The organism is Mesorhizobium sp. M7D.F.Ca.US.004.03.1.1 (genome assembly GCF_003998635.1).
GTDB classification, from domain to species: Bacteria; Pseudomonadota; Alphaproteobacteria; order Rhizobiales; family Rhizobiaceae; genus Mesorhizobium; species Mesorhizobium loti.
The window spans coordinates 1-1,820 of the sequence record NZ_RZQG01001085.1; the positions used below are offsets into that span (position 1 = coordinate 1).

General features: G+C 60.2%; 2 protein-coding genes. One reads left to right on the plus strand and one right to left on the minus strand.

All coding sequences use genetic code 11. The features are described from left to right. The first annotated feature begins 725 nt into the window (after nucleotides 1-725). Nucleotides 726-1,037 (plus strand): transcriptional regulator, encoded by a 312-nt coding sequence (locus tag EN935_RS34130; protein ID WP_109662882.1) that lies wholly within the window; start codon nucleotides 726-728, stop codon nucleotides 1,035-1,037. 22 nt (nucleotides 1,038-1,059) lie between these two features. Here the strand turns inward: EN935_RS34130 and EN935_RS34135 are convergent, their stop codons facing one another. Next, nucleotides 1,060-1,674 carry a LysE family translocator gene (locus EN935_RS34135; RefSeq protein WP_127263572.1) on the minus strand — a complete coding sequence of 205 codons (615 nt, stop codon included), beginning with the start codon at nucleotides 1,672-1,674 and terminating at the stop codon, nucleotides 1,060-1,062. Nucleotides 1,675-1,820: the final 146 nt, after the last annotated feature.

Below are 1,820 nucleotides of genomic sequence, written 5' to 3' on the forward strand. Positions count from 1 at the left end.
GGCCTTTACTGCCGGCTTCTTGGCCGGTGCTGCTTTTGCCTTGGGCGCGGCCGCCTTCGGCTTGGCAGCAGGTGCTGCTTTCTTCACTGCAGCTGCGACCTTCGCCGTCGCTGCTTTTACGGGTGCTTTCTTTGCCGGTGCCTTGGACGCCGGCGCTTTGGATGACTGCTTAGCCATGCGATGCCCCTTCCGTTGTGCCGATGGCCGTAATGACCCGGCGCGCTCATGCATATCTGACTCGCGGCTTGCTAGCCAGCGAAGCAACAGACTGATTTCTGCAGCTTAAATTTTGGTTACGGATCACACATGATCGTGCTGATCGTCGCAAAAATCCGCTGCTGATCTTCGACCATTGCCTAGAGTGTACCGTCGACATTCTCTACACCCTGCGGGACCGTTCCTCTCGTGAAGCTCCGAAGATCAGTCAGCAGCTTTGCGCATCGATCTTCGGCCGATCATATCATGACCCCTGCTTCATCGGTGCGATCATCTCGTGCAAGCAGACGATCTATACTGCGAGCTGATGGCCGATCGCGGCTTCACCTTGTCAAGCACAATCGCATCACCCGCTTACATGCGAATTGACAGACAACTCTACATCACAGAGTATTCTGCATGGAATGCAGGAGTGCTTCAATGTCGATCGCACAGGATCAAGCGGCCCTGTCGCCGTTCAAGATTGCAGAGCCCCACGGCAGCGACCTCGGCCGTATCGGAGCTGACCGATGAGCGCCGACGAAATCATCCACCAGAGCACGCGGCTCAGGATCATGGCCGCCCTGAACATGCTGGAAAGGCGGCAAACGCTGGACTTCAGCCAGTTGAAGGCCATCATGGATGTCACCGACGGCAATCTCGGCGCGCATCTCGATACGCTGGCCAGGGCCGGCTATGTCGATATCGAAAAGCTGTTCGTCGGACGGCGGCCGCTGACGCGCGTCAGGGCGACGACGAGCGGACGGCGCGCGTTCCGCGGCCACGCGGCGTTCTTGCGCAAAATCCTCGATCAGGCCGAGGCGCCGCCGCGCAGAAAATAGCGCGGCGACTGCGCAAAACTTCTCAGCGCGTGGCGACCACGGCGAGGCCGGCACCGATCATCACACCGCCCGCCGCGCGGTTCACGCGACGCACGATCTTCGGTGTGCGCAACAGGTTGCGGACGCGACCGGCAAGGATGACATGGCCGCCGATCACCACGACCTCGACGGTCAGGATCACAATCATCAGCACACCGAGATGACCAGCGTTGAGTGATGCGCCGACGACGTTCGGCAGCAGCGCAACGTAGAACAAAGGCATTTTCGGATTGCCGAGATTGAGCGCGATGCCGGTGGCAAAAATCGTCAGCAGCCCGTGCCGTCCGGAGACGGGTTGCAGTTCCGGCACGACGGGCATGGCGGTCCACAGCCTGATGCCCATCCAGATCAGATAGGCCGCTCCGCCATAACGAAGCACCGTCATGACGAGCGTCATCTTGGCGGCGATGATCGACAGGCCGAAGGCGGCGAGGATCAGGAAGATGAGAATACCAACCACCGTGCCTGCGCCATAGGCGATACCCGAGGCGGCACCGCTGGAGATAGTGCGCGCGACGATCGTCATGTTGTCCGGTCCGGGGCTGGCAGCGAACACGAAGAAGGCAGCCGCGAAGGCAAGGATGGTGGCAAGGTCCATGAAGACTCCCGAAAGTGATCTGTTGCTCTCGGGCGTTCAGATTAGCCAGTTTGCCTGTCGGCGCCATCACGAAAATTCAGGATCTTCGCGATGCGCATTTTCGTCACGGCTGATAGCCGAGGCAGATGGCGCCGAGCGCGACGATG

Excerpts from the sequence above, each read along its gene's own strand:
- EN935_RS34130 (WP_109662882.1), top strand. The coding sequence starts at position 726 with ATGAGCGCCGACGAAATCATCCACCAGAGCACGCGGCTCAGGATCATG.
- EN935_RS34135 (WP_127263572.1), bottom strand. The coding sequence starts at position 1,674 with ATGGACCTTGCCACCATCCTTGCCTTCGCGGCTGCCTTCTTCGTGTTC.